Source organism: Vibrio sp. 1F255 (assembly GCF_041439145.1).
Classification (GTDB): Bacteria; Pseudomonadota; Gammaproteobacteria; order Enterobacterales; family Vibrionaceae; genus Vibrio; species Vibrio crassostreae_C.
In genome coordinates, this window is the sequence record NZ_JBGONQ010000018.1 from 39,804 (window position 1) to 61,912 (window position 22,109).

General features: G+C 42.2%; 19 protein-coding genes. 17 read left to right on the forward strand and 2 right to left on the reverse strand.

Translation table 11 applies throughout. From position 1 onward, the window contains the following. Position 1: 1 nt before the first annotated feature. From ACED41_RS11695 to ACED41_RS11705, 3 genes are all read left to right on the forward strand, one after another. Complete coding sequence (locus tag ACED41_RS11695) at positions 2-1,087, forward strand: efflux RND transporter periplasmic adaptor subunit (RefSeq protein WP_371725000.1); 1,086 nt, start codon at positions 2-4, stop codon at positions 1,085-1,087. Continuing rightward, the gene (locus tag ACED41_RS11700; RefSeq protein WP_017060313.1) at positions 1,080-4,190 is read left to right on the forward strand and encodes an efflux RND transporter permease subunit; all 3,111 of its coding nucleotides are present in this window, start codon (positions 1,080-1,082) and stop codon (positions 4,188-4,190) included. The genes ACED41_RS11695 and ACED41_RS11700 overlap by 8 nt, the downstream gene beginning before the upstream one ends. A 76-nt stretch (positions 4,191-4,266) precedes the next feature. After that, positions 4,267-4,833: a DNA-3-methyladenine glycosylase I gene (locus ACED41_RS11705; RefSeq protein WP_017065337.1), complete on the forward strand. Its 567-nt coding sequence runs from the start codon at positions 4,267-4,269 to the stop codon at positions 4,831-4,833. Positions 4,834-5,077: 244 nt separating this feature from the next. Here ACED41_RS11705 and ACED41_RS11710 read toward each other — a convergent pair whose 3' ends face one another. Both ACED41_RS11710 and cls read right to left on the reverse strand, forming a co-directional pair. Beyond that, on the reverse strand, positions 5,078-6,262 hold the full coding sequence (locus tag ACED41_RS11710; RefSeq protein WP_017065338.1) for a cystathionine beta-lyase: 1,185 nt from the start codon (positions 6,260-6,262) through the stop codon (positions 5,078-5,080). A gap of 182 nt (positions 6,263-6,444) precedes the next feature. Beyond that, positions 6,445-7,899 (reverse strand): cardiolipin synthase, encoded by a 1,455-nt coding sequence (gene cls, locus ACED41_RS11715; protein ID WP_017065339.1) that lies wholly within the window; start codon positions 7,897-7,899, stop codon positions 6,445-6,447. Between the two features lie 366 nt (positions 7,900-8,265). Here cls and ACED41_RS11720 point away from each other — a divergent pair, with 366 nt between their 5' ends. The 14 genes from ACED41_RS11720 to ACED41_RS11785 all read left to right on the forward strand — a co-directional run bounded on the left by ACED41_RS11720 (position 8,266) and on the right by ACED41_RS11785 (position 22,103). Then, positions 8,266-9,699: a sodium-dependent transporter gene (locus tag ACED41_RS11720; protein ID WP_136979674.1), complete on the forward strand. Its 1,434-nt coding sequence runs from the start codon at positions 8,266-8,268 to the stop codon at positions 9,697-9,699. A gap of 166 nt (positions 9,700-9,865) precedes the next feature. Then, positions 9,866-11,482, forward strand: a complete 1,617-nt coding sequence (locus ACED41_RS11725; RefSeq protein WP_371725001.1) for a methyl-accepting chemotaxis protein — start codon at positions 9,866-9,868, stop codon at positions 11,480-11,482. A gap of 177 nt (positions 11,483-11,659) precedes the next feature. Next, positions 11,660-12,358, forward strand: a complete 699-nt coding sequence (locus ACED41_RS11730) for a TIGR01621 family pseudouridine synthase (RefSeq protein ID WP_371725002.1) — start codon at positions 11,660-11,662, stop codon at positions 12,356-12,358. A gap of 8 nt (positions 12,359-12,366) precedes the next feature. Beyond that, on the forward strand, positions 12,367-13,308 hold the full coding sequence (locus tag ACED41_RS11735) for a class I SAM-dependent methyltransferase (RefSeq protein WP_371725003.1): 942 nt from the start codon (positions 12,367-12,369) through the stop codon (positions 13,306-13,308). Positions 13,309-13,750: 442 nt separating this feature from the next. After that, positions 13,751-13,954 (forward strand): Flp family type IVb pilin, encoded by a 204-nt coding sequence (locus tag ACED41_RS11740; protein WP_371725016.1) that lies wholly within the window; start codon positions 13,751-13,753, stop codon positions 13,952-13,954. A 3-nt stretch (positions 13,955-13,957) separates the two neighbouring features. After that, a complete protein-coding gene (locus tag ACED41_RS11745) occupies positions 13,958-14,395 on the forward strand; it encodes a prepilin peptidase (RefSeq protein WP_136974644.1) in 438 nt (145 codons plus the stop codon). A gap of 10 nt (positions 14,396-14,405) precedes the next feature. Next, the gene (gene cpaB, locus ACED41_RS11750) at positions 14,406-15,197 is read left to right on the forward strand and encodes a Flp pilus assembly protein CpaB (protein WP_371725004.1); all 792 of its coding nucleotides are present in this window, start codon (positions 14,406-14,408) and stop codon (positions 15,195-15,197) included. A gap of 46 nt (positions 15,198-15,243) precedes the next feature. After that, entirely contained in the window at positions 15,244-16,542 is a 1,299-nt protein-coding gene (locus tag ACED41_RS11755) for a type II and III secretion system protein family protein (protein WP_371725005.1), read from the forward strand. Next, a complete protein-coding gene (locus ACED41_RS11760; protein WP_371725006.1) occupies positions 16,539-17,045 on the forward strand; it encodes a hypothetical protein in 507 nt (168 codons plus the stop codon). The genes ACED41_RS11755 and ACED41_RS11760 overlap by 4 nt, the downstream gene beginning before the upstream one ends. A gap of 11 nt (positions 17,046-17,056) precedes the next feature. Further along, on the forward strand, positions 17,057-18,292 hold the full coding sequence (locus ACED41_RS11765) for a CpaE family protein (protein ID WP_371725007.1): 1,236 nt from the start codon (positions 17,057-17,059) through the stop codon (positions 18,290-18,292). After that, positions 18,292-19,572 carry a CpaF family protein gene (locus ACED41_RS11770; RefSeq protein ID WP_371725008.1) on the forward strand — a complete coding sequence of 427 codons (1,281 nt, stop codon included), beginning with the start codon at positions 18,292-18,294 and terminating at the stop codon, positions 19,570-19,572. Before ACED41_RS11765 ends, ACED41_RS11770 begins: the two co-directional genes overlap by 1 nt. Continuing rightward, entirely contained in the window at positions 19,569-20,495 is a 927-nt protein-coding gene (locus tag ACED41_RS11775) for a type II secretion system F family protein (protein ID WP_371725009.1), read from the forward strand. Before ACED41_RS11770 ends, ACED41_RS11775 begins: the two co-directional genes overlap by 4 nt. Further along, entirely contained in the window at positions 20,495-21,382 is an 888-nt protein-coding gene (locus tag ACED41_RS11780; protein WP_017065757.1) for a type II secretion system F family protein, read from the forward strand. Before ACED41_RS11775 ends, ACED41_RS11780 begins: the two co-directional genes overlap by 1 nt. Further along, a complete protein-coding gene (locus tag ACED41_RS11785) occupies positions 21,375-22,103 on the forward strand; it encodes a tetratricopeptide repeat protein (RefSeq protein ID WP_371725010.1) in 729 nt (242 codons plus the stop codon). Before ACED41_RS11780 ends, ACED41_RS11785 begins: the two co-directional genes overlap by 8 nt. Positions 22,104-22,109 lie beyond the last annotated feature (6 nt).

Below are 22,109 nucleotides of genomic sequence, written 5' to 3' on the forward strand. Positions count from 1 at the left end.
CATGAAAACACTTAAAGTGGCTGCTGGCCTGTCGTGTTTAGCCTTACTGACGGCTTGTGAAGATAAGCAAGCTGTAGAAGTGAATAACACGCCCTTGGTTAAAGCTATCGAGATTTCAGTCATCGATTTTAGCGACAAACTCTATTTCCCTGCGGTAGCAAACGCTGCTGAGAAGGCTCACCTCAGTTTCCGAGTTGCGGGTGAAATCTTCAAGCTAGATGTGAAGGAAGGTGAACGAGTTGCCAAAGGGGACATCATTGCCGAGCTTGACCCAACCGATTATCAATTGGATGTGGACAATGCTCAAGCTCGTTACACGGTAATCAATAGTCAATACCGACGTTCGAGTCCGCTAGTGAAGAAAGGCTTATTGGCTAAGTCGCAATTCGATGAAATTGCCGCTCAACGCCAGATTGCTTATGCCGAGTTGGAACTGGCGAAACTGCGCTTATCGTTCACTATGCTTCGTGCGCCTGTTGATGGGATCATTTCTCGTGTCAGTGTCGATCAATATGAAAATATTCAGGTAGGCCAGCAGGTCGTGAACATTCACAGTGTCGAGGATGTTGAGGTTGTTATCCAACTGCCTGACCAGATTTACGTGAATCAGCCTAGCGAACAGCTGTTATCGAATGTTGAGGCTGTGGTAAGAGTACCCAGTGGCAATGAATACACGGCGGCTATTAAGGAGTTTACCACTGAACCCGATCCAAGTACGGGTACCTTCACGGTTACATTAGCTTTGCCGATGCCAGAAGACGATTTGATTCTTGATGGTATGGCCGTTGATGTGACTTCAAACGGGCGGGATATCGGTTTGGAGCTAAAAGCTGGTGTACTTATTCCGATCGAAGCGGTATTCAATGCAGACGGTGATGAACTGGATCGTAAAAACTCTTATGTGTGGGTTCTTAACGACGACAAGACAGTCTCGAAACAACAAGTCGTGTTAGGAAAAGCAAACCAGGAAACATTGCAGGTAGTGAAAGGATTGGAAATGGGGCAGCATGTCGTTGTTGCAGGCGTATCGCGATTGCGAGATGGGATGACAGTGGAAGTATTGTCTCAGGAGACGAACAATGAGTGAAGTAAATAACAAGCCCCAAAATGACGATCAACAGGGTGATGATCAGATCACAGGTGTTGCTTCTTACTTTATACGTAACAAAGTCATTAGCTGGATGCTATCTCTGATCTTTCTTATTGGTGGTGTCTCTGCCTTTTTCGGCTTGGGTCGTTTAGAAGATCCTGCCTTTACCATCAAAGATGCGATGGTTGTGACCTCTTACCCAGGGGCCACACCTCAACAAGTTGAAGAAGAAGTTACTTACCCACTAGAAAAAGCGATTCAACAACTTACCTATGTGGACGAAGTGAACTCTATCTCTAGCCGCGGCCTATCACAGGTAACGGTGACGATGAAGAACAACTACGGCCCAGATGATCTTCCGCAAATATGGGATGAACTTCGCCGAAAAGTGAATGATCTCAAGGTTGAACTGCCACCCGGCGTCAATGATCCTCAAGTCATCGATGATTTCGGTGACGTTTACGGTATTTTGCTGGCGGTGACGGGGGATGGCTATAGCTACAAAGAGCTGCTGGATTACATTGATTACCTAAGGCGAGAGCTAGAGTTGGTTGATGGGGTCAGTAAAGTCTCCGTTTCCGGCCAACAACAAGAGCAAGTGTTCATTGAGATATCGATGAAACGGATAAGCTCTCTGGGTCTGTCTCCAAGCACGGTATTTAACCTTTTATCGACTCAAAATATTGTATCAAGTGCAGGAGCGGTAAGGATTGGTGATGAATATATTCGAATCCATCCAACGGGTGAGTTCCAGAATGTTGAGCAGCTTGGCGATTTAATTCTGACAGAAGGTGGCGCTCAAGGGCTTATCTATCTAAAAGATGTGGCGAATGTAACCCGTGGTTACGTTGAGGTACCGAGTAACATCATTGGTTATAACGGCGAACTCGCGCTTAACCTGGGTGTCTCTTTTGCGCAAGGCGTGAACGTGGTCGCAGTGGGTGAAGACTTTGATCGAAGACTCGCCGAGCTTAAATATCAACAACCCGTCGGTATCGACATCTCCGAGGTTTATAACCAACCTAAAGAGGTGAACAAGTCGGTAAGCGGATTTGTGGTGAGTTTAGGGCAGGCGGTTGCGATCGTAATCGTGGTGTTACTGTTCTTCATGGGACTAAGATCGGGCCTATTGATTGGTTTGATACTGCTATTGACCGTATTCGGTACATTCATTTTCATGCAGTACTTCAAGATCGACCTACAACGTATTTCACTGGGCGCGTTGGTTATCGCCTTGGGGATGCTGGTGGATAATGCCATTGTGGTGGTGGAAGGGATATTGATCGGCACGCAGAAGGGGCGAACCCGGATGCAGGCCGCCACCGATATCGTAACCCAAACCAAATGGCCGCTGCTTGGTGCGACGGTTATTGCGGTGACTGCGTTTGCTCCAATTGGTTTATCTGAAGACTCAACAGGCGAATACTGTGGCACCTTGTTCACGGTGCTACTGATCTCCTTGATGCTGAGTTGGTTTACTGCCATCTCGCTCACGCCGTTCTTTGCCGACATGTTCTTTAAAGGTCAGAAGGTCGATCCAGATAACGAAGGTAAGGACCCATACAACGGGATGGTTTTTGTTATCTACAAAAACTTCCTTGAGTTCTGTATGAAGCGTGCTTGGTTAACCATGTTTGTTCTGATTATTGGTTTAGGCGCGAGTGTGTACGGTTTTGGTTTCGTTAAGCAAGCCTTCTTCCCGTCTTCAACCACACCTATGTTCCAAGTGGATGTGTGGATGCCAGAAGGTACCGATATTCGAGCGACCAATACCAAGCTTAAAGTGCTTGAGAGTTGGCTAGCTGAGCAGGACGAAGTTGAACATATCACGACAACCGCGGGTAAAGGCCTGCAACGTTTCATGCTGACTTATGCGCCAGAGAAAAGTTATAGCGCTTACGGCGAGATAACGGTTCGTGTGAAAAGTTATGAAGTACTTGAAGGGCTAATGAAACGCTTCCGTGAACATGTAAATGGTCAGTTCCCAGAGATTGACTACAAGCTTAAACAGATCGAATTAGGTCCTGGTGGCGGTGCGAAAATTGAAGCGCGAATTGTGGGTTCTGATCCAACGGTTTTACGTTCAATCGCTGCACAAGTGATGGACATCATGCGTGCTGATGAAGGCGCATTTAACGTTCGTCACGATTGGCGTGAAAGAACTAAGGTATTAGAGCCTCAGTTCAATGAAAGCCAAGCGCGTCGTTATGGTATTACTAAATCTGACGTTGATGATTTCCTAGCAATGTCTTTCTCTGGTAAGTCGATTGGTGTGTATCGTGATGGTACAACGTTAATGCCGATTGTGGCTCGTTTGCCTGAAGACGAGCGTGTCGATATTCGTAACATCGAAGGCATGAAGATCTGGAGCCCAGCATTAAGTGAGTACATCCCACTTCAACAAGTAACGTTAGGTTACGAGCTAGAATGGGAAGATCCACTGATCATCCGTAAGAACCGTAAGCGTATGCTAACGGTAATGGCGGATCCTGATCTATTGGGTGAAGAGACGGCCTCAACTCTACAGAAACGCTTACAACCACAGATTGAAGCGATTGAGATGCCTCCGGGTTACTCATTGGAATGGGGGGGTGAATATGAGTCGTCAGCAGATGCACAGGCGTCACTGTTCACAACCATGCCTCTGGGTTACTTGTTCATGTTCTTAATCACTGTGTTCTTGTTTAACTCGGTGAAAGAGCCTCTGATCGTTTGGTTAACGGTTCCATTGGCGTTGATAGGGGTGACGACAGGCTTGCTAGCCTTGAATACACCATTCGGCTTTATGGCGCTGTTGGGCTTCTTGAGTCTATCTGGGATGCTTCTGAAGAACGGTATCGTACTACTTGATCAAATTGAGATTGAGATGAAATCTGGTAAAGATCCGTATGTAGCGGTTGTTGATGCGGCTCTGAGTCGTGTTCGCCCGGTATGTATGGCGGCGATTACCACCATTCTAGGTATGATCCCTCTACTACCGGATATCTTCTTCAAACCAATGGCAGTAACCATCATGTTTGGTTTAGGCTTTGCGACTGTACTCACGCTAATCGTAGTGCCTGTGCTGTATCGTTTGTTCCATAAAATTGAAGTGGCTTAACGTCAACTGACCTTTGAAATAATGCCCCTAATTGGGGCATTATTTTTATGTATGATTACTAAAAGAGACCATCGAAATGGAAGCGAATACAGTGGATAGAACGTGTGCATGGGCGCTTAAACATGAGCTTGAAAGGGAGTACCACGATGCAGAGTGGGGCGTGCCTGTTTATGATGACCAAGTTCTGTTTGAGTTCATTACTTTAGAAGGTGCTCAAGCAGGTCTGAGTTGGATTACGATCCTGAAAAAGCGTGAAGGCTATCGTGCCGCGTTCGATAATTACGATCTAAACAAGCTAGCTGAGCTGAATGAAGACAACGTGCCGCACATCATTGAAAACTTCGATGTGGTTAAACACAGGGGTAAGATTGCTTCGGTATACAACAATGCACGAGCAACGCTTGAATTACAGAAAGAGTTCGGCTCTCTTTCTAATGCCTTATGGCAATTTGTTGATAATGAAGTGATCGTGAATCAATGGACTGAGATGTCTCAAGTTCCCGCTTCTACCGAGCAATCTAAAGCGATGAGTAAGTTTTTGAAGAAGAGAGGCTTTAAGTTTGTAGGAGAAACAATCTGTTACGCATTTATGCAAGCAACAGGTATGGTCAATGATCATTTAGTCGGTTGCCCACACAAATAAAGTGTTATTTATTTCAGCGGAACAATCACTTAGAAATTGAAAAATTCATAGCCATTTTTTCATCGCTCTGAGATCTTTAAGTGGATGTGCTTTAAGGTTCAATATTGGCTTTGAAAGCTTCTGGACTATGAGCGGTTTGTATTATGAGCTGAAGTATCTGAATATGAGTATTTTGAGTTATGCTTTAAACAGAAAAAGGCAGGAATATCCTGCCTTTTTTGCATATTAGACCTATCGTCTCAGATTAAATCAGAGCGCTATAACGTTCTAATCCCGCCTCTAGATCAGCAATCAGGTCATCAACATCTTCTAACCCAATATGAACACGTATCAAGGTACCTTCGAAATTAGGATTGGCAACAGTTCTCAAGCTGTCAAAACTGCTTGGTTCGTTAGCTAGAATCAAACTTTCAAATCCACCCCAAGAGTAACCCATACTAAAATGTGTCATTCCATCAAGTAACGCTGTCGTCGCTTTGATATTAGAGTTGTTTAGTACAAAAGAGAACAAGCCATTACCGCCAGTAAAATCTCGTTTGAAGAATTCATGGCCTGGGCAAGACTCAAGAGCAGGGTGACGAACGTGGTTAACTTCAGGACGAGTCTCTAACCATTTTGCGACCTTCAAGCTGCTTTCTGCGTGTTGGCGTAGACGCACATCAAGAGTACGAATGCCGCGAAGCCCTAAATAAGCATCATCAGGTGAGACACATTGCCCCATCAAGTAACTTTGCTCTCTTAGTTGATCCCAGCATTTCTCATTGGCGACTGCCGTACCTAGCATCACATCAGAGTGACCCACGATGTATTTGGTCGCTGCTTGAATCGAGATATCAACACCAAAATCAAACGGTGAGAAGTTCACGCCAGCCGCCCAAGTATTGTCTAGCATAACGATGATGTCATGTTCATGAGCGATACGCGCTAGTGTTGGAATATCCTGCACTTCCATGGTGACAGAGCCTGGAGACTCAGTAAACAGCACCTTAGTGTTTGGCTTGATAAGGTCTTGGATACCTTCACCAATCGTTGGCTCGTAGTAAGTTGTCTCTACCCCCATCTTTTTCATGATGGTGTCACAGAAATCACGAGTAGGTTCGTAGCAGGTGTCAACCATTAAAATATGATCACCTGTTTCTACAAAAGAGAGAATGGCATTCGAAATTGCTGCTGTACCACACGGGTACAGTGCACAACCCGCGCCGCCTTCTACTTCAACCATCGCATCTTGGAAGGCAAAATGAGTGTTGGTTCCACGACGTCCGTAAAAAAGGGTCTTGTTAGCGCGGTTAATCGTAGCTTTACGCTTCTCTTCTACTGAGTTAAATACGACAGTTGAAGCGCGTTGTACTGGTGGGTTAACAACACCATTGGTCCACTTCTTATCACGACCGGCAGTGATAAGTTTAGTGGTTTTGTTCTCGGACATGCTGTGAATTCCTTATCAATCGGTTATGTCCTATTTAAAACATGCCAAGAGTGTTCAAAGCAAGAGCGGAGCGGGGATTTTTACGCTTTTCTTACGATTTTTAACCTTTCACTCAGTTAACAGTGAAAGGTTAAAAATGATCGATGGGGAAACAACGAGCCATAATCGACTCATTGCTGGAATTATAGGAGTGGGTTGAACAAGTAGAACAGCCTCTCAAAGAAGCGATTACTAAGGTTTCTTTGCTCCCACTGTTCTAACTCTACAGAGTGGGATGAAGCGATATAAGATTTCTGCAGCTCAGACAGTTTTTGCGTGAAATGCACATCATCCACAGCCAGAGTCACTTCAAAGTTGAGCCACAAACTGCGCATGTCGATATTGACGGTTCCGATCAAGCAAAACTCTTCATCGATCACTACCGATTTGGTATGAAGAAGGCCACCGTAAAATTCATAGATCTTCACGCCAGCTTCAAGCAACTCGGTATAAAACGCACGAGAAGCCCATTTAACCATTAGTGAATCGTTATTGTGTGGAATGATCAGTTCTACAGTTACGCCGCGTTGAGCTGTCATCTTAAGTGTTTCGAGTAAGTCAGCACTTGGCACAAAATAAGGTGTAGTAATACGTACAGAATGATTCGCTTGATTGATGGCGATGGTCAGTACTTGTAAGATCAAATATTCCGGCATGCCAGGGCCAGACGGCACGACTTGAACCGGATGATGTGTCATGATTTCTTCAACTGGGCATTCAGGTATATCAGGGAGAATGCGTTCACCAGTCTCAACTTCCCAATCCCAGCCATGAATAGCGGATAACACATTAACGGTTGGCCCAGTCACTCTGACCATTACATCAATCCACTGACCAACGCCGGAACTTTGTTTGAAGTGAGCAGGATCGACCATGTTCATTGAACCCGTATAGGCGATAGTCTCGTCAATCACAATGATTTTGCGGTGTTGTCTTAAATCTAGGCGACGTAAAAAAATACGCCATGGGCTCACTTCTAGTGCTTGTACGACTTGAACGCCTGCGTCCTTCATCATTGACTGCCAGTGGCTTTTGAAAAAGCGAGGGCTACCGGCTGAATCGAGCAAAACTTTAACATCTACGCCACGTTTTGCAGCGCGAATCAGCGCGGAGGCAACCGAATCGGTCAGGCCACCTGGATGCCAAATATAGAAAACCATCTTGATACTGGTTTGTGCATTTTCTATATCTTCGATAATTGCGTGTAGGATCTCGTTTGGTGAAGATTGCAGCGATAGAGTGTTTCCACTGAGTGCAGGGATGCCCATTCGATTGTTACAAAGCTCGTCAATCTTATGGATAGGGGAGCCGACTTTCCCTGGTTGGTGAAGTTGGCAATCATTCAATTGACGGAACCAGTCGCCGAAAGGGGTAAACATACGATGAGCGCGTTCAGCCCTTTTTCTGCCTAGGTTTAGCTCACCAAAAAGGAAGTAACAAGCTACACCAACAATCGGGATAATGTAGATAACCATTAGCCAAGCAAGAGAAACGCTGACAGAGCGTCGTTTTAGTACAACACGAAACGTCACACCGGCTACGAGAACCCAGTACAAAACAACAGAGGCCAAAGTTAAAAAATGATAAAGCTTATCCACATTGAATACTCGAAAAAAGAGACACTTAGATAGTAATGCTATTTAACGTATATGGGAATTTAAGGATTCAACTATTTACAAAATAGAGCAAAAGATGTAAATAGGTTAAAGTTGTTAAGTTTTGGTCAACTTAAGAAGAAAACGATTGTTTTGTATGAAAAGTCGGCATTTAACCATAAAAATTTACATCTTTAACGAAATTTGTACGGTATGCTCTTCCAATTTTATTCTTAAACTGGTTTACTTGCTAGACAACGAGCGTCAATCAAATCTTTTAGGTGTGTAAATTTATTTATACACCTTCCTTTTAAAGACGCCACCCAAAGCAAAACACAACATCACATAACACAAAAGTCTGGAGTACACGTGGCTACTAGTAATACAACCACAACACCCCGCGATACCTGGGGTTCGAAGTTAGGATTCGTAATGGCTGCAGCAGGTTCTGCTGTTGGCTTAGGTAACATTTGGAAATTCCCATACACAGCAGGCGAAAGTGGCGGTGGTGCATTCGTTGCCATTTACCTGTTTTTTGTAATTTTTATTGGTTTCAGTGTCATGCTGACTGAATTTGCGATTGGCCGTCATACGCAAAAATCAGCAGTAGGTGCATTTAAAACAACTGACCGTCGTTGGACGTTCGCTGGCGTTATCGGCGTATTCAGTGGTCTACTTATCATGGGTTTCTACCCTGTAGTAGGCGGTTGGTCAATCGCATACATCGGTAAAATTGCAGGTGGTCTTCTAGACGCACCAGAAGCAATTGGTGATAGCTTTGGTGGCTTTATCTCAAACCCAGTTCAACCACTAATGTGGATGGGCTTATACCTACTACTTAACGTTGTTATCGTTATGAAAGGTATCTCTGGTGGTATTGAGAAAGCAGGTAAGATCCTGATGCCGCTTCTTTTCATTATCCTTATTGTAGTATCAATCAAAGGCATTATGCTTCCGGGCGCGATGGCTGGTCTTGAGTTCCTATTCAGTCCTGACTTCTCTAAAGTAGACAGCAATGTAATCCTAGCCGCTCTAGGTCAAGCATTCTTCTCTCTAAGTCTTGGTATGGGTTGTATGATGACATACGGTTCTTACCTTAAGAAGAAAGAGAACCTAGTTCAGACAACAGCAATGGTAACCGCAATGGATACTGGTGTTGCTATTCTAGCTGGTGTTGCAATGTTCCCTGCAATGTTCGCGTTCGGTATGGAACCTGCAGCGGGCCCTGGTTTAGTATTCGTTGTTGTTCCTCAGCTATTCGCTGAAATGGGCGGCGTAGTTGGTCTTCTATTTGCTCTTATGTTCTTCGTTGGTTTGAGTGTTGCGGCACTAACATCTTCAGTATCTCTACTTGAAGTTGTGGTTTCTTACCTAATCGATGAGAAAGGCATGAAGCGTGTAACAGCGGTACTGTCTGCAAGTGTTGTAATGGCGATTCTATGTATCTTCGCTTCTCTATCACTTGGCGGCTTCGGTCCAACACTGTTTGATACTGGCGCGTTCGACATTTTCGACCTACTAACGGATAAGATTTTCCTAGCGGTTGGCGGTATGTTGGTATGTATCTTCGCTGGTTGGAGACTAAACCGTGCTGACCTAGAGAAAGAAATCACTAACGATGGTGAAGTATCTTTCCCACTATTCGGTCTATGGTACACGCTAGTTAAGTACATCATCCCAGTAGCTATCGCAATCGTTGCGTTCATGGGTATCTCTTCTGGCTTCGATAGCGGTAAAGGTGCAATCATGCTACTAGGTATTGGTATCATTGCTGGTTTTGCGCTGATTTCTAAGAAGTTCTAATCGCAAGATAAAGTAATTTAATAAACGGGAGCTCATTAGCTCCCGTTTTTTTATGTCTGGAACTTAATTATCTAAGAAAAATAATTATTAAAGGTATCCGTCTGATAGCCGATATAAATGGAACGAATAGCTGTTAGAGCTATATTTTGATTTAGGTAGGTGTTGTGTGAAATTGTCAGTGAGAAAGAAACTGTATGCCGGTTTTGGCTCTATATTGGCGGTGCTTGTCACGTTAGTCAGTATTGTATGGATAGAAGTTATTGGCGCTCATAGAAGTGCTGATGAGATCAGAATGGACGATGTACCGGGCACTGTTACCTATCTTGTTCTGATAGATGAAGCTGGAGATGTCTACCGAGATGCGCTTGGTGCAATTACACTGGTTGATAACGCACTCAATGATTATCGAACCAGCAAGAACGAATTTGCTCAAGCTATCGAGCAGGCTAAGCGTTTGGAGAGTAGAGGTTCGGAAGACCACCGCCGTATTCAGCGAATTGAAGACCTGATGGGGCGTTTCACTCAAGAGTTTGAATCAAAGCTTGTGCCGAAGATCAATGATGAAGCTGCGCTACTAGCCAATATTCAACAGCTACGATCTTTGTATGAGAGCAATCTTATCCCTATTGAGAACTTACTGGATCAAGCGTCAGCAAGTGAGCGCGCAGATACAGAACAGTCACTACTGACACTAACCGACACGTTTACTACCATCGAGCGCACTATCATGGTGTTGTCTGCTATTGCGATTGTCTTTGGTTGTGTGATTGCGTATCTATTGTCTAGCTCTATTACCAATCGTCTTACTCGTGTAGAACAAGTAGCACGACGTGTAGCAAATGGTGACCTAACGGCAGGCGACATTATTGATGATTCTGGTGATGAATTGGCTGAACTGGCTAAGTCGATTAACCAGATGCAGAAATCACTAGTAGACCTATTAGGTTCTATCTCTTCTGTGACCCATGAAGTTCAATCTGTTACGGGCGAACTATCTTCTATTAGTCAAGACATCGTAACGGGCGCTTCTGCTCAAGCTGATAAGGCCAACTTAATTGCAACGGCTGCTGAAGAGTTAAGCTTGACCATTTCAGAAGTGGCGCAGCAGGGCACGTCTACTTATGAAGAAGCACGTCGCTCAGAAACCTCTGCAGAAGATGGCCGCAACGTGATTGTTGAGATGGTGGCGAGTATTCAACAAGTGTCGACTCAAATGAGCGATATGTCGTTGCAAATGAATACTCTAGGTTCTCACGGTGAGCAGATTGGTAGCGTTATCAAGGTAATCGAAGACATTGCTGAGCAAACTAACCTGTTAGCTCTTAACGCTGCAATTGAAGCGGCACGTGCAGGCGAATTTGGTCGTGGTTTTGCTGTGGTAGCCGATGAAGTGCGAGCGCTAGCAGAAAGAACAACTAAAGCGACACAAGAAGTCTCGGGCATCATTCAATCAATTCAATCGGGCACTCAAGAAGCGGTGACTTACACTCAAGATAACTGTCGTTTAGTTGAGATTGGTGTCGAGCAAAGCTCAGGTGCTGTTTCTGCGCTAGAGGCGATTGTGAGCGGTGCGGGCAATGTACAAAGCATGGTTAACTCTATTGCGACTGCGGCAGAAGAACAGACGGCTGTGACCAAAGAAATTGCAGCGGACATTACCGCGATTAGCGATATCTCTGAGCAATCTCTGCAGCTAGCAACTCGTAGCTCCGAAAATACATCAGGCTTGAACGCTAAGGTTGCTGAGCTAGAAGCATTAGTTGGTAAGTTTAAACTGGCGTAAAGCGGTAGCTTGGTTCTATTTACCTATTGGTAATCGAGTAAAGACCACGCACTGATCGCTAGTTGCTGAAAAGAAGCCCAACGATTCAATATTTATTGAGTGAGTTGGGCTTTTTCGTAGCTGGAATCTGGGTTCAGACGCGGTATACTCCACGTTCTACAATGGAGCTAGCCTTTAATGTTCGATATTCTTCTGAACCACTCTGATTTTTTACTTATCAATAAGCACCCTGGAGTCAGCGTCCACAAAGACGATGGCGATACCATGTTGCTTCAAGAAGTTGCTAAGGCAATTAATGAGCCTAAGCTGTATCTCGTTCATCGACTAGATAAAATGACTTCGGGCATTCTGCTGCTGGCAAAAAATGCGTCGGCGGCGAGCGAGCTTTCACAGCTATTTGCAAAGCGTGAAGTAGAGAAATACTACCTTGCGATCGGTTCTAAGAAGCCAAAGAAAAAGCAAGGTTTGATCTCAGGAGACATGGAGCGTTCACGACGCTCAAGTTGGAAACTTCTGACATCCAAAGAGAGCCCTGCGATTACTCAATTTTTATCAGCAACGGCTGAACCCGGTGAGCGTTTGCTTTTATGTAAACCCTATACGGGGCGAACTCACCAGATCCGTGTCGCGATGAAGTCGATTGGCTCAGCCATTGTTGGTGACCCTATTTATAATCCATCGAGTGAGGCTGACAGAGGTTATCTGCATGCTTTCGCGATTCGATTTATCTATCAATCACAAGCCTACGAATATGTCTGCGATCCAAGAAGCCTAAACTCCTTGGGTGAGAAGTGGCATCAGGAAACCGTGTCGAACGGTTTGGACAGTTGGCTTGAACCTTGGTCATTAACTTGGCCAAAGCTAAACACTAAGTGAGTGAAATAATGGAAGCATCAGCTTTACCTCTGTTTTTTAGTCATATTGAACAGCAACTTAATGAAGTACCAAACGAACTACGCCGTATTTTCCACGGGCGTGGTAAGTTTTGGCCTGGTCTAGAGCAATTGACATGTGACTGGGTTGATGGACAGCTATTGGTTAACGTGTTTAAAGAAGTAGACGACGAATTCTTGTCATCTCTAAAAGCTGGATTGGTTCAACTCACCAACAAAGATATCTGGCAATCAAAGCAGGGCACAAGCATTGTTCTGCAACACCGTTATGCTGATGGCGCGCCTTCAGAGGTTCTATGGGGCGAGTTGAATGATTCTCCGGTTGTGGTTGAGCATGGTCTTAAGTACCAATTAGACATTGGCCGTAATCAGAACTTCGGTTTGTTCCTAGACATGCGTAATGGTCGTCAGTGGGTACAAGATAATGCTCAGGATAAGAACGTTCTTAACCTGTTCGCATACACTTGTGGTTTCTCTGTCGCGGCTATCGCTGGTGGTGCTCGTCAATGTATGAACGTGGACATGTCTCGTGGCTCGTTGAATAAAGGCCGCGATAACCACCGTCTGAATGATCACGATATGCGCTCGGTTAACTTCCTTGGCTACGATATTTTTAAGTCGTGGGGAAAAATCAAGAAGGGCGGTCCTTACGAGCTCGTTATCATCGATCCACCTTCGTTCCAAAAAGGCAGCTTTGCTCTAACCAAAGATTACAAAAAAATCTTACGTCGTTTGCCTGAACTTCTAACTGAAGGCGGTGAAGTGATTGCGTGTGTGAACTCACCAGCAGTATCACCAAACTTCCTGATTGAGACGATGGCAGAAGAAGCACCAAGCGTTGAGTTCATTGAGCGTCTGGACAACCCGCCTGAGTTTGTCGATGTCGACCTTGATTCAAGCCTAAAGGTTCTGAGATTTCAAAAACTTAATTGATATATCTTGATTCGATAGTGAAAAATAAGCCCCACCCTAAATTTAGGGTGGGGCTTATTTTTCTTCGAAGCAAAAGTTTAGAGTTATCACCCTACTGAATTTTATTTTAGAGCTCAACGTGTTGTTTTTTGTGAGTGATGTCTCATATTCGGAATGATTAAATCTCGGTTAAACTTTAATCATATACAACTGATTTATGTGTGCTTGGTAACTTATTGCGCGAATTTTAAACTTGCCCTGATTGTAAATTAACCTTTATTGACTTAAGTGTTATTAATTAATGATTTTTATTTGATGTTGGTTCATTTTAAATACTTATTTTTCATCACTTAAAAACGGTTAATAATTTGTCTGTAATCATATAAATGAGTAATATCTTGTTAACCTTGTTTACGGGGTGAAATTCCGTATGCAAACAATCAAACTACATGGAAAATTAACTATGCTTACAAAACTATTCGTTAACACCAAAATCGCGCTAGAAAACTACAAAAATAACGAACAAGGTGTGACAGCTATTGAATATGGTCTAATTGCGGCTGCTACCGCGGTTGTTATTGGTGCTGCTATGACCCCTGTTGGCGCTCAACTAAAGTCAATTTTTAACGGTGTTATTACTGCTTTAGGTGGTACAGCAATTTCTTAAATTATGATCTTAGAATACGGGTGGCTAGTTATCTTAGCCACCATTTCTCTAATTATAATGTATAAAGACGTTAAAAATAGAACGATTTCCAACCTGGAATGTATTCTTGTATTGATAGTGGTCTTCCCTTTTTTTTTGTTGTATGGGGAATCCATCTCATTACTTTACGCTTTAAGCATTGTTGTTATTGGTGTGGTTCTCAACCAATTGTCTATCCTTGGTGCTGGTGATACAAAGTTATTAGCAGTTTACTCATTCGCCATCAGACCTGATTATTTATGGCCGATATTGTTCTTAATAGTATGTATCGGTGGCTTATTATCAGTGGTGTATTACGTATATGGGCGATTAACCAATATAGAAGAAGCAAAGCAAAGAGGAGTTCCTTATGGCGTTCCTATTTGTATTGGCAGTTATTTAGGTGTGCTAGCCTCGTTATAAGGTCAACAAAGTGAAAAAAAACATCATTCTTGGTATGGCAGTCATCGCTATATTATTTGGCTTATATGGTTTGGCTGGTAGCTTATCGAAACAAGATCATGAGTCGACAACGATCAAAGAAAAAGAAGAAGTGACGGTCCAGGTATGGACACTTTTAGAAAATGTAACAAAAGGTCAACATGTTGAGCGTAGCCAACTAAAGCTACAACGTATTCCTGAAAACGAAGCAAACACAAAAGGTGTCGTAAGCGACATTGATTTAGACTTTGTTCCAGGCTCTGTTTATCGACAAAATATTATCGAAAATTCAGTGGTATTCCCTGAACTAATAATTAATCCTGAGCAAGATGGTTACGTAGAGTTGGTTATTGCACCAAATAGCGTTCCATATGCAATTAAAACGGAAGCCGAATCAGTAGTTGGTGGAATCATAACGCAAGGCACTTTGGTCGATATTCTCTCTATTTCGACGCCAGATACTTTATTAGTGGAAACATCAAGTAACCGTAAGAACTCGGTGTCTGTGACTCCTATAGTTATGGGAGTTAAAGTCCTTCAAGTCAATAAGCAGCTTATTGAAGCAAGCAGAACCTTACCTGAATCGACTGACATCCGATTGATTGTTGAACTGACTCGCAACCAAGTCGCCAAATTGACAATTGCCAAACATATTTCGTCATTGGAAGTTCATAAATCGATTGGTGAATACCAAAAATCAGACTTGCAGGCAGATGCAGGGGATGTTTTACCGGGCTTTAAATCGATCGTTGAGTTTAGAGCAAATCAAATCGTTGTAAATTAAAGCTTAGGTTACTATGCGTTTAACATATTTTAAATGGCTACTTTGTATGTTTGCCAGCACTCTATCATGCTCAGGATTTGCTCAACCCATCACAAATTTATCTAAAGGTGGGATACAAACTATTACAGTTCTAGCTGATATCCAATCAGTTTTTATTTCTGACCCTGAAATTGCAGATTATCAAGTAATAGATGAACGTAAAGTGGTTGTCTTCGGAAAAAAACTTGGGCGAGCATCGTTAGCTATTTATGGTGAAGAGGGTAAAACATTGGCTTCTCGGAAGATCTGGGTTAATCCGAGTCTCGACCATATTCAACAACAAATACAAATATTGCACCCAAATGCGCAAGTCATCGCAGCAAATATTGGGGAACAAGTTGTTTTATCCGGAGTTGTTGCAACCGAAAACGAGCGCGACAAAATTAATGAGTTAGTTGGTACTCTTTTGGAAAAATCAAAAGAAGAGTACAAGCTAGAGTGGGACCTCGGTGACGACGAAACTCAAGAAATACTATTTATGAAACGCAACTATTTCGAAGGGGTTGTAAACAACATCGAAGTTTCGACGGTAAAACAAGTAAATGTGAAGCTGTCAATTGCAGAGGTATCACATTCATTTCTTGAAGAATTTGGTGTGAGCTATGGAAGTGAAGGTGCCGGGGCTGGTGTTTTTGTCGACAAGCTGACGAGCTTTAGTGCTTCTGATATTGTCTCTGTGATCACTGCGATTGGTAACGATACGGTAGGTCAAATCCTAGCTGAACCAAACCTTTCGGTTATTTCTGGTGAAACGGCGAGCTTTTTAGTTGGTGGTGAGCTTCCCGTTGTTACTGTTGTCGATGGCACAACCAATGTTGAATACAAAGAATTTGGTATTCGTTTAGAGTTGGCAGCCAAAGTTCACGATGACGATAAAATCACGTTGGCCCTAATGCCGGAAGTCAGTTCATTGGACACTCAATACAGTAATGAAACGTACGACCTGCCAGCACTAAAAACACGTCGAGCTAGAACAACAGTACAACTTGGTGATGGGAAAAGCTTCGTTTTAGGTGGCCTACTGAGTACTGAAGACAAAGAGTCATTGAGCAAGGTCCCATTCGTAAGCGAAATCCCTGTGTTGGGAGCATTGTTTAGAAATACGGGAACTGAGCGAAGTAAAACAGAATTGGTAATCGTCGCAACTGTGAATTTAGTGAAGCCAATCGAACCTAACCAAATACAACTGCCTACGATGAGAAAGACAACAACTTTGGAGCGTTTTTTCGTTATCGAAAATCAATATGAGCAAGCGAGCTCGATTTGGACTCAAGAAGTGTTGGCTTCAGGAGGATTCCAAAAATGATTATTAAAATGCATTTAAAGGCTCTATTTGTCGGTGTACTTGTTATCGTTTCGAGTGGGTGTGCAGAAAAGGTCCAAGAAAGGCGCGGTCAGTCGATTGAAGTCATACCCGTTGAGCATACATACTCGTTTATCATAAAGAAAACAGGTCAAACAAAAGTAGAAGTATTTGAACTTATTGATGAAAATCTCGATGTACTGATTGAGAAAGGTAGCCAATTAGTCTGGCGCACACAGCAAGGAAAGCAACTAGCAGACCTTGCGGCTGAGTATATGAGAAATAAAGGAGTCAACAGTAAGCTGATTTCCTTAGAACGAACTGATACGCCTAACGAACGCCTATTTGATTTAACATTACGCTACACCCAATACAAAACTGTAACGAAGGTTTGTACCTATGAATCGATAGGTCGCTTTGGGTACGAGGAAACCGGATGCTATTCTGATAATGCTAGATGGCAGTCCATGGTTAACCCTGAAAAAATGCTAAATAGTGTGCGATAGACGGTGATGACATGTTTGATCTTGTAGATATTTTAAAAACAAAAGTAGAAGAAAAAGTCGTGGTGCAAGAACAGATAACGTCTGTATTGTTCCACCAAACACAAGAATGTATTGTTCTTGTTGAAGAAGCTTTTCGTTTTGAAGGAATTGTTCCTCCGTCAATGCTTAATAATTCAGATGAAAACATCAAACAACACGTACGTGAAGTTAATGTCGAAATTGCTATCGTAGAGTTGAATGTGACTGAAAGCGTCACTGAAGATATGAAGCGAATCAGTCATTTATTACCGAATAGTGCGTCAGTTATTGTCGTTGGTAGTGAAGATGCTATTTCGACTATACGTAACCTAAAAGAGATGGGATTTTATTACGTATTTTGGCCTATCTCTAAGACTGAATTAATCGATTTTGTTCGAAATGTTGATAATAATAGAAAGAAAAATAGCGGTTTAGGCAAGGACAGGACTGCAAAAAAAGTTGCGGTTTGGGGAACAAAGGGTGGTGTAGGAGCCACAATGTTAACGGCTGAAATAGCTTATGAACTCAGTGCGAAAAAGAAAAGTACCTGCCTTATTGTGGATCATGACTTCCGAGGGGGAAACCTTGATATTTTCCTTGGTGAAAAGCAGTTTCAGAAAAAGTCTGTCGCTCCAGGCGCGCTCACTACTGATTTAGACGTGAGTTATGCTAGTAGCATGCTTAAAAAAGTTAATAGCATGCTAGCTGTTTTAGCTGTTGAGTCAGAAGACTTAAATGAGCTTGAGCTCAAAGAATATGCTCGCGCTATGTCCCAACAATTGGCTGGGCAATATAACTTTATTTTAGAGGATTTATCGCGTTCTTCTAATACTAAAACTGACCTAAAGTATATCGCTGAAAATAATGACATTATTACATTGGTGTTAGAACCGACTATATCAAGTGTCCGCGAAACAAAACGTGTATTAGCTTCATTGGAATACCTAAACTCAAGAGCTCGATGTATCGTTGTTGTTAATTATACGATGGTGGAAAAATCGGCAACAATTTCCTTAGATGAAATCAAACAGTTCTTAGGTCGAAATGTTGATGTGGTTTGTCCCAACGAGATTCAAGTTGGCAAGATGGTTTTAGAAGGTAAACATATCTATCAACTGGGTCTTCCTATTAGTCAAAGCTTAAATCGATTAACGTCAATGCTTCTAGGCGAGAACGCTAGTAATACTGATACCTCGCTGCTGAAAAAGCTCTTTAAGAGGTTTAAATAATGGATCAAGCTAAATCTAACTACATAGCTATCCGTAACCAAATATTTGAAGCTCTAGACGCTGAAGCTGTCCATTCATTGTCGAGGGAGGCTCTGAGCAAGCAGTTGACTAGCGCGGTTGAAATGCTAATTGAGACTCACAGCTTCTCTGTTGCGACTGTTGTCAAGAATGAATATGTTCGAAGTCTGGTTGATGAATTGCACGGTCTAGGGCCACTGCAAAAGCTGATGGATGATGACTCTATTAGTGACATCATGATTAATGGCTACAACAATGTGTTTATCGAAAGAAACGGCATTGTTGAAAAAGCACCTGTAAGTTTTATTGACGAGGCTCAGCTTCTACAAATAGCAAAGCGCATTGCTAGTCGAATTGGTCGCCGTGTCGATGATTCATCACCGACTTGCGATGCACGCTTACCAGATGGTAGCCGTGTTAATATTGTTACACCTCCCATCGCGATTGATGGTACATCCGTCTCTATCCGTAAGTTCAAAAAACAGAGTATAGACCTAGGGCAGTTAGTGGATTTTGGGGCGATGAGTACTGAGATGGCGAAAGTGCTTATGATTGCTTCTCGTTGTAGGTTGAATATATTAATTTCAGGCGGTACAGGCTCGGGGAAGACGACGATGCTAAACGCGTTATCTCAATATATTTCTGAGAAGGAGCGGATTGTTACCATAGAAGATGCAGCTGAACTGAGGCTTCTTCAACCCCATGTCGTTCGATTGGAAACTCGAACAGCAGGTATTGAAGGTACCGGTGCAATTACACAACGAGATCTCGTTATTAACTCACTTCGTATGAGGCCGGACCGAATAATCATGGGTGAGTGTCGTGGTGGAGAAGCATTTGAAATGCTTCAAGCTATGAATACCGGCCACGATGGTTCCATGTCTACTTTACACGCGAATACACCTAGAGACGCGATTGCTCGAGTAGAGGCTATGATCATGATGGCTACAAGTAGCCTTCCATTGGAAGCAATACGCAGAACTATTGTAAGCGCAGTCGATCTTGTCATACAGATTAGCCGCCTCCACGACGGTAGCCGGAAAGTGATGAGCATTACGGAAGTGGTTGGTATTGAAGGTTCGAATGTAGTGCTAGAGGAAATATTTAAATTTCAGCCGATGATTCAAAGTGAATCAGGCAAGGTCTCTGGTCGGTATGTTACCGCCGGTATGATGCAACGTTCCGTTCTGGTCGAGAAGGCAAAATTTTTTGGTTTAGAAGAGCAGCTTAATAGTGCATTTAGGGTTGGAGAGCCAGCGTGATTTATTGGTTAGCTTTGATATTTGGCGGAGCTGTAATGCTTATAGCGTTTTGGCCATCCACAAAAAAAGAACGTCACCACTATTTAATGGAAGCTAATAAAACGCTCTATATAGAATCTATTGACGAATCTCAGCAAGCTGTAAATTTGAATGCTCTATCAAGTCAAACTTTGGTTCAAAAATGCAAAAGTAAATTTGATAATGTAGTTCGTCAGCTTGGTCAATACGCCATGATGAAACTATTAGGGTACTTAGGTTTTCTTATTGTTTTTAGCAGTGTACTTAATCAGAAAGTGATTAAAGTGGATGGTCAAATAGTAACATTTTCATTGGTTATTATTGGTCTATTCGTAGGTTATCAATGGTTGCAGAATCGCGAACAAAGACGTTTTGAAGAAGCATTCCCCGACGCTTTGAGTATGCTGGCAAGTGCAGTAAGTTCCGGAGAGAGTATTACTCATGCGATTATTTACGTAGGTAAAACCCTAGAAGGTGAAGTGGGAAAAGAATTTAAGAAAATGGGGGAGCGCTTACAGGTAGGAGAATCGGTAGACTCTGTATTTAGAAAGTCGATTCAACGCTTCCCTTATCCTGCTTTTTACTTTTTTGTTATTACTCTTAGAGCAAATATGCAGAGGGGTGGACAGTTAAAACAAGTTATTAATAGGTTAAATCGCTTAATGTTTGATTCTAGATCTATTGAAAAGAAAAAGATGGCGATGACTTCAGAAGCTCGAATGTCTGCGAAAATTGTTTCGGCTATACCTATAGGCTTTATGTTTTTCATGCAATTTATCAGCCCGCAAAATTTTGACTTTGTAATGAATGACCCTGCGGGCAAGCCGATTCTTTATTATGTTCTGGCTAGTGAGTTTATTGGTTTGCTCATTGTTTGGTCCCTAATGAAAAGTGTAGAAAAGTAATGCAAACGCAAACGTTAATTTTTGTCTTTCTTGTTCTGCTATTCGCGTGTTTATCCTATCTATTTTTTAAGGTATACACCGAGATAGGTCGGCGAAGAATGCTTAATAAATTTTCACTTTTCGATGAACCTAAAGCCGAGGTGAGGAAAGGAGAAGGTTTAGATAATCTGTTTGATAACCTGTCATCGACTTTAACATCGTCAAAAGATGATATTGATAAAAAGTTAGATGACGCGGGGATTTATAATTCTAATATCTCGCAGTATTACATGCTAACCAAGTATGTTGTGGCCTTTTTAGGATGCGTTATTATTTACATATTGCTATCTAGGTTTGAATTTATACTTAACCAAATTATTGCAATGCTGGCCATTTGGTTTGTTTTGTGTGTCATTGCACCTGACAGTTACTTAGCGGTAAGGCAAAAAGCATTAAGACGAAAAATATCGAATCAATTACCATATCTTCTGGATTTGATGGCTATTTGTATCCAAACAGGAATGACTTTGGAGTCAGCTATGAGTTATTTGTCGCATGAGATGGAAGGGTTTGACAAGGATTTATCCTATCAACTAAATAAAATCAATGAACGTACTAAAATAGTAACTTTGGATATAGCGCTAGATGAGTTTTATAATCGGATACCCACTCCTGAGGTAAGAAGCTTTATTATGACTCTAAAACAAAGCCTAAAGTATGGGTCTTCAATCTTTGATGTGCTTACGACTCTCGCTTCAGATATAAGAGAAGTTAACATGTTAGGAGTCGAAGAGAAAATCGGTAAACTAGCAGCAAAAATGTCTATTCCACTAATCCTATTTATTATGATGCCGATCGTTATTCTGATTACGGCTCCGGGGATAATGAGAGTTATGGCCAATGTATAAAATAGTAATAGTGATAATTTTATCTTATTTTGTTTTTGGGTGTGCTAACAGTAGTTTGGATAGTAAATTGTCCGAATCCAAAGAATCAATATTAATCGAAACGAATAACTATCCAAAATTAATAGCTTATTATAAAGGTCAATTGAAAATTAAAGAAAGTGATTCAACTAGGATAAAGCTAGCAGAAGCATACGCGAATAATGGTGATTATGAATCTAGCTTATTTGTGATAACTCGTGTCAGAGAAAAAGATTCGAATGTAAAAGCAATCGTTGTTGAGTGCAACGCATTGTTTGAGATCGGTAATATTAGAAAGGCTGAATTGTGCCTTCTGAGGGCAAATGAATTAGATAAAAACAACCCTGAAATTGAGAATCAATTAGGCATAACCTATGCGTATTTAGGTTATATAAAAAAGTCGAAGTACTATTTTGAACGATCTAGAGAGCACTTTGTTGATGATGTGAAAATCAAGAATAACTTAGCGATGGTTTCTATGCTTGAGGGGGATTTTGAACATGCAGCTTCTCTGCTTCTGCCTATCTATATTAAAGGGGCAAGTAATGAGAAAATCGAGACTAATCTTGTCTTCTCTTTAGTGAAAATTAATCAAATAGATTCAGCGAAAAAAATCCTAGCTAGTCGTTATTCAGAAAAAGAGTCATTTCAGATCATAAATGATATCAAAAGTAGCCAGTCTGTAAACTCGCCCATAATATAGGTGGTT

Bases quoted from the DNA above. Each gene is read 5' to 3' on its own strand.
- ACED41_RS11695 (WP_371725000.1), top strand. From the start codon at position 2: ATGAAAACACTTAAAGTGGCTGCTGGCCTGTCGTGTTTAGCCTTACTG.
- ACED41_RS11700 (WP_017060313.1), top strand. From the start codon at position 1,080: ATGAGTGAAGTAAATAACAAGCCCCAAAATGACGATCAACAGGGTGAT.
- ACED41_RS11705 (WP_017065337.1), top strand. From the start codon at position 4,267: ATGGAAGCGAATACAGTGGATAGAACGTGTGCATGGGCGCTTAAACAT.
- ACED41_RS11710 (WP_017065338.1), bottom strand. From the start codon at position 6,262: ATGTCCGAGAACAAAACCACTAAACTTATCACTGCCGGTCGTGATAAG.
- ACED41_RS11730 (WP_371725002.1), top strand. From the start codon at position 11,660: ATGTTCGATATTCTTCTGAACCACTCTGATTTTTTACTTATCAATAAG.
- ACED41_RS11735 (WP_371725003.1), top strand. From the start codon at position 12,367: ATGGAAGCATCAGCTTTACCTCTGTTTTTTAGTCATATTGAACAGCAA.
- ACED41_RS11740 (WP_371725016.1), top strand. From the start codon at position 13,751: ATGCTTACAAAACTATTCGTTAACACCAAAATCGCGCTAGAAAACTAC.
- ACED41_RS11745 (WP_136974644.1), top strand. From the start codon at position 13,958: ATGATCTTAGAATACGGGTGGCTAGTTATCTTAGCCACCATTTCTCTA.
- ACED41_RS11755 (WP_371725005.1), top strand. From the start codon at position 15,244: ATGTTTGCCAGCACTCTATCATGCTCAGGATTTGCTCAACCCATCACA.
- ACED41_RS11760 (WP_371725006.1), top strand. From the start codon at position 16,539: ATGATTATTAAAATGCATTTAAAGGCTCTATTTGTCGGTGTACTTGTT.
- ACED41_RS11765 (WP_371725007.1), top strand. From the start codon at position 17,057: ATGTTTGATCTTGTAGATATTTTAAAAACAAAAGTAGAAGAAAAAGTC.
- ACED41_RS11770 (WP_371725008.1), top strand. From the start codon at position 18,292: ATGGATCAAGCTAAATCTAACTACATAGCTATCCGTAACCAAATATTT.
- ACED41_RS11780 (WP_017065757.1), top strand. From the start codon at position 20,495: ATGCAAACGCAAACGTTAATTTTTGTCTTTCTTGTTCTGCTATTCGCG.
- ACED41_RS11785 (WP_371725010.1), top strand. From the start codon at position 21,375: ATGTATAAAATAGTAATAGTGATAATTTTATCTTATTTTGTTTTTGGG.